Raw genomic sequence first — 5,577 nt, 5'->3', positions numbered from 1 at the left:
GGAGCTGATCGGGCTCGGCGCCGCCAATATCGCGGCGGCGGTCGGCGGCGGCTTTCCGGTCACCGGCGGCTTCGCGCGCTCGGTGGGCCACTTCGATGCCGGCGCCGCGACGCCGGCCGCCGGTGCCTTCACTGCGATCGGCATCGCCGGCGCGACCCTGCTGCTCACTCCGTTTCTGGCCATCCTGCCCAAGGCGACGCTGGCCGCAACCATCGTCGTGGCGGTGCTGACGCTGGTCGATTTCGGCATTCTGCGGCGCAGTTGGGCTTATTCCAGGGCCGATTTCCTCGCTGTCGCCCTGACGCTCGGCGGCACGCTGCTGCTCGGCGTCGAGGCCGGCATTGCGCTCGGCGTCGGCGCGTCGATCCTGGTCTTCCTCTACCGCTCGTCGCAACCGCACGCGGCCGTCGTCGGGCGCGTGCCGGGCACCGAGCATTATCGCAACGTCAAGCGCCACAAGGTCGAAACCGTGCCCGGGGTGCTGTCGATCCGCATCGACGAGAGCCTGTATTTCGCCAATGCCCGCTATCTCGAGGACCTCGTCTACAACCACGTTGCGGCGTCCCCCGAAGTCAGGGACGTCGTGCTGATGTGCTCAGCCGTCAACGCCATCGACATGTCGGCGCTCGAAAGCCTCGAGGCGATCCTGCACCGGCTCACCGACCTGGGTGTGCGCCTGCACCTGTCGGAGGTGAAGGGGCCGGTCATGGACCGGCTGGAGCGCACCGACTTCCTCGCGCAGCTGACGGGGGGCGTGCATCTGAGCCAGCACCAGGCGATGCAGGCCATCGTCGGCGGGCGGACGCCACGGGCGCCGGACCCCGAACCTGAAATCCACGTGACCGCGCCGCTGGAATAGTGTGCGGGTCCGCCCGGTCGCGAGGATTGATCCGGGTCAAGGCTGCGCGCCCGCGGAGTGATGTTGTTCGGCCGGTATGTCCGGCCGCGAAGCGGGCCGGGCTGGCGGCGGAGTTGGCAGTGAACGAAAGAGCGCCTGCGCTGGAAGATACACCGGGCGTCGCCGAGGTGCTGGCGGAGGAAAGCCGCCGCGCCCGTCGTCGGCGCATCGCGGCGTGGAGCATCGGCGTCGCCGGCGTCGCCGTCCTGGCCCTGATCGGCTGGTGGTGGTGGTCGGCCGGACAGCAGCGGGCGAGCGCGCACTACGTGACCGAACCCGTCGCCCGCGCCGACATCCTTGAGACCGTGGTGGCCACCGGCACGCTCGAACCGACAGGCAAGGCCGAGGTTTCGAGCGCGATCTCTGGCACCATCGCCACCGTCGACGTCGAGGCCAACGACAGGGTCAGCCGGAAGCAAGTCCTCGCCCGGCTCGAGATGGGCGACCTCGATGCGCGCCTGGCCCACGCCGTCGCGGCGGTCGACAGCCAGCGGGCCAACATGCTGGTCGCCGAGGCCGGCCTCGCCGATGCCGAGGCGGCGCTGCGGCGCGCGCAGGCGCTGGCCGGCGGCCAATCGGTTTCGGTGCGCGAACTGGAACTGGCCGGGACGGCCGCCAAGCGTGCGCAAGCGACGTTGGCCCTGTCCCAGGCGCAGTTGCGGGGCGCCGAGGCCGACCTGCAGGCCGTGCGCAACGACTACGACAAGGCGTGCATCTGTTCCCCGATCGACGGCGTCGTGCTCGAGGTCGACGCCACTGTCGGTCAGTCGCTCGCCGCCGCGGCGCTCGGCAATCCGCTGTTCCTGCTCGCCGAGGATCTGTCCCGGCTCGAACTGCAGGTCGATGTCGACGAGGCCGATATCGGCAAGGTGCGGGAGGGCGACACAGCCACCTTCTCGGTCGAGGCCTGGCCCGACCGGCAGTTCACCGGGGTGATCGAGCAGATCCGCTTCGCGCCGGTCGTCGTCGAAGGCGTGGTGAGCTACCGGGCGGTGCTGCGCGTCGACAATGCGGGGCTGTTGCTGCGTCCGGGAATGACGGCGACGGCCGAGATCGTCGTAGCAGAGGCGAAGGGCGTCCTCAGCGTACCCAGCGCGGCCCTGCGTTTTCAGCCGCAGGAGGCCGGCTCGCGGTCGCTGGTGCAGAGCATGATGCCCACGTCGGGAGCCGACAACAGCAAACCCGGCAGGCAGCGCTCGCTCTGGGTCCTGCGCGAGGGCCGCCCCGTCCAGGTGCAGGTGACGGTCGGCCTCACCGATGGGCAGCGTACGGAGATCGCCGGTGGCCCCGTCGCAGAAGGCGAGGCGGTGGTGGTGGGTGCGGAGCGTTGACATGCAGGCGGCCGAGGCGCCACCGCTGGTCGAACTCCGGGGAATCGAGAAGGTCTACGGCACCGGCGAGGGGCAGGTGCGCGCTCTCGACGGCCTCGACCTCGCCATCCGGCGCGGCGAGTTCGTCGCCGTGATGGGGCCCAGCGGCTCGGGCAAGTCGACCGCGATGAACGTCATAGGCTACCTCGATACCCCGACCGGCGGCGAATATCTGTTCGACGGCGTGCCGGTGCAGTCGGTGATGCGGCAGCAGCGCACGCTGCTACGCCGCAGCTTCCTGGGATTCGTGTTCCAGGGGTACAATTTGCTGTCGCGCAATACGGCCCTCGAGAATGTCGAGCTACCGCTCACCTATCGGGGCATTGGCGGGCAGCGGCGGCGGGAACTGGCGCGACGGGCGCTGCACCGCGTCGGCCTCGCGGGGCGCGAGGAGCACCTGCCGTCGCAACTGTCCGGCGGCCAGCAACAGCGCGTCGCCATCGCCCGCGCCATCGTCAGCAATCCCGCGCTGCTGCTGGCCGACGAGCCGACGGGCAACCTCGATACCACGCGGGCGCGTGACATCATGAACCTTCTGGTCGAGCTCAACCGCGATGACGGCATCACCGTGGTGATGGTGACGCATGAGGCCGACATGGCCGCCTACTGCCAGCGCCGGATCCACGTCGTCGACGGCAGGGTCGATACGGAGGCGGGAGGCAGCGGTGCTGCTTGAATCCATCAGGCTCGCCTTCGGCGCCATCTGGCGCAACGCCCTGCGCTCCCTGCTCACCGTGCTCGGCGTCACCATCGGCGTGGCCGCGGTCATCACCATGGTGACGCTGGGGCAGGGGACCACCGCCGAAGTCGGGGAGAGCGTCGCGAGCCTGGGCAGCAATCTGCTGATGGTGCGGCCGGGCCAGTTCAGCCAGACGCCGGGCGGTGGCGGCGTCGGCGTGGCCAGTCTCGAGGAGGCGGATGCCGAAGCCATCGCGCGGCAGGTCGACTCCGTGCGCATTGTGGCGCCCACGGACAGCCGTTCTCTCACCGCCCTTGCCGGCGGCGTCGACCTGTTCACGACTGTCATCGGCACCGACAACCGCTATCTCGACGCGCGGGAGTGGAAGGTTGCCGAGGGACGCCTGTTCGAAGAGGGCGAGGTACTGGCCGGTGCCTCGGTCTGCATCGTCGGTGCCGGTGTGGTCGACGAACTGTTCGGCGGCGGCAGCGCGCTGGGCGAGTCGATCCGTCTGCGGCGGCTGGTCTGCCAGATCGTGGGCGTGCTGGAAAGAAAGGGCGGCTCGGCCTTCGGCGCCAATGAGGATGACGTCATCATCGTCCCGCTGCGCACCTTCCAGCGGCGGATATCGGGCAACACCGGCGTGACGCTGATCTATGTCGCCGCGCAGGACGAGGCCGCGATCACCCAGGTGAAGGACGACGTCACGGCGCTGATGCGCGAGCGCCGGCACCTCGCCACGAACGAGGAGAACGACTTCATGGTCATGGACATGCGCCAGATCGCCAGCATGCTGGATACGGTGATGGGCGTGCTGACCGGCCTGCTCGGCGCCGTCGCCGGCATCAGCCTCGTGGTCGGCGGCATCGGCATCATGAACATCATGCTCGCCTCGGTTACCGAGCGCACGCGCGAGATCGGCATCCGGCTTGCCATCGGGGCGCGGGAGTCGCAGGTGCTACTGCAGTTCCTCGTCGAGGCGACGGTGCTGTCCGGGATCGGCGGCCTCATCGGCATCGTCCTCGGCCTGGCGCTCGCCGCGCTGGGTGCCGCCTACCTCGGCGTGCCGTTCACGCCGGATCTGCTGGTGGTGCTGCTCGCCTTCGGCTTTTCCTGCCTCGTCGGCATCGGCTTCGGCTATTTCCCCGCCCGTCGCGCCGCGCGGCTCGACCCGATCGAGGCACTGCGGCACGAATAGGATCGGGCGGAACCGCGATCGCCGCCCGATCCGCCTGCGGCAAGGGAGGAGTTCCCGCCGGCAGGCTGCTCGCTGCCACCCGGCTAGAACTGCGCCGCCTCGGTGGAATGCTCCATTGCCGTCGTGGCGCTCTGGCCGGCGCTGACCGTCATCGACACGGCGTCGAAATAGGAGGTGCCGACTTCGCGCTGGTGGCGGGTGGCGGTGAAGCCGTGCGCTTCGGCGGCGAATTCGGCCTGCTGCAACTTCGAGTAGGCGGCCATGCCGTCGACCGCGTAGTTGCGGGCCAGTTCGAACGTGGTCAGGCTGAGATTGTGGAAGCCGGCCAGCGTGATGAACTGGTACTTGTAGCCCATCGCCGCGATCTCGCGCTGGAACCGCGCCATCGCCGCCTCGTCCATATGCTTGGCCCAGTTGAACGAGGGCGAGCAGTTATAGGCCAGCATCTGCTCGGGGTGCTGCTTGCGGATGGCTTCGGCGAACTTCTGCGCTTCCGCCAGGTCGGGCTTCGACGTCTCGCACCAGATGAGGTCGGCATAGGGCGCGTAGGCGAGACCGCGGGCGATGGCGGCGTCGATGCCGCCCTTCAGCCGGTAGTAGCCCTCGGCCGTGCGCTCTCCCGTGACGAAGGGCGCGTCGTAGGGATCGATGTCGGAGGTGATGAGCCGCGCCGCCTCGGCGTCGGTGCGCGCCATGATCAGCGTCGGCACGCCCATGACGTCGGCGGCGAGCCGGGCGGCGTTGAGCGTGCGGATGAACTGGCTGGTGGGGACCAGCACCTTGCCGCCGAGGTGGCCGCACTTCTTCTCCGAGGCCAGCTGGTCCTCGAAATGCACCGCCGCCGCGCCCGCCTCGATCATCGCCTTCATCAGCTCGAAGACGTTGAGGGAGCCGCCGAACCCGGCTTCGGCGTCGGCTATGATGGGAACGAAGAAATCGAGATCGGTGGTGGCCATCCCGTCGGCCTTTTCCATGGCCTGGATCTGGTCGGCGCGCTGCAGCGCCTTGTTGATGCGGCGCACCACGGCGGGGACGCTATCGACGGGGTAGAGGCTCTGGTCGGGATACATGTTGCCCGAGGTGTTGGCGTCGGCGGCCACCTGCCAGCCGCTCAGGTAGATGGCCTTGAGCCCGGCCTTGACCTGCTGCACGGCCTGGTTGCCGGTGAAGGTGCCCAGCGTCGGCACGAAGTCCTCGCTATGCAGCAATTCCCAGAGCTTGCGGGCGCCGTTCTCGGCGAGGGTGTGGCGGATCGTTAGCGAGCCGGCCAGCCGGCGGACTTCGGCCGGGGTGTAGGTGCGGGCGACGTTCTTCCAGCGCTCCGGCGCGTAATCGGGGGCGGGGAAGCGTTCCGGGGTGGCGGGCTTGTCGAGCATGGTCGTTTCCTTGGCGTGAGATGGGGCGCCCCGCGCCGGGGCGCGGGAACAGGGGA

At 69.2% G+C, this 5,577-nt stretch carries 5 protein-coding genes; 4 read left to right on the top strand and 1 reads right to left on the bottom strand.

All coding sequences use genetic code 11. The annotated features are described in order from the left end of the window. The 4 genes from VGD93_RS15335 to VGD93_RS15320 form a co-directional block, all read left to right on the top strand. A partial coding sequence (locus VGD93_RS15335) for a SulP family inorganic anion transporter (protein WP_395013036.1) occupies nt 1-859 on the top strand: 859 nt, incomplete at its 5' end. Between the two features lie 119 nt (nt 860-978). After that, nucleotides 979-2,229, top strand: a complete 1,251-nt coding sequence (locus VGD93_RS15330; protein ID WP_395013035.1) for an efflux RND transporter periplasmic adaptor subunit — start codon at nt 979-981, stop codon at nt 2,227-2,229. Between the two features lies 1 nt (nt 2,230). Beyond that, a complete protein-coding gene (locus VGD93_RS15325; protein WP_395013034.1) occupies nt 2,231-2,944 on the top strand; it encodes an ABC transporter ATP-binding protein in 714 nt (237 codons plus the stop codon). After that, nucleotides 2,934-4,145 (top strand): ABC transporter permease, encoded by a 1,212-nt coding sequence (locus VGD93_RS15320; protein WP_395013033.1) that lies wholly within the window; start codon nt 2,934-2,936, stop codon nt 4,143-4,145. Before VGD93_RS15325 ends, VGD93_RS15320 begins: the two co-directional genes overlap by 11 nt. 83 nt (nt 4,146-4,228) lie before the next feature. Here VGD93_RS15320 and aceA read toward each other — a convergent pair whose 3' ends face one another. Then, on the bottom strand, nt 4,229-5,521 hold the full coding sequence (gene aceA / locus VGD93_RS15315) for an isocitrate lyase (RefSeq protein WP_395013032.1): 1,293 nt from the start codon (nt 5,519-5,521) through the stop codon (nt 4,229-4,231). Nucleotides 5,522-5,577: the final 56 nt, after the last annotated feature.

This window comes from Devosia sp., from assembly GCF_036406155.1.
Classification (GTDB): Bacteria; Pseudomonadota; Alphaproteobacteria; order Rhizobiales; family Devosiaceae; genus Devosia_A.
The sequence above is the reverse complement of the archived record's forward strand: the minus strand, read 5'-3'. Positions and strand labels throughout refer to the sequence as shown.

What these genes read in the sequence shown, in the direction of transcription:
- VGD93_RS15325 (WP_395013034.1), top strand. Translation starts at nt 2,231, where the DNA reads ATGCAGGCGGCCGAGGCGCCACCGCTGGTCGAACTCCGGGGAATCGAG.
- aceA (WP_395013032.1), bottom strand. Translation starts at nt 5,521, where the DNA reads ATGCTCGACAAGCCCGCCACCCCGGAACGCTTCCCCGCCCCCGATTAC.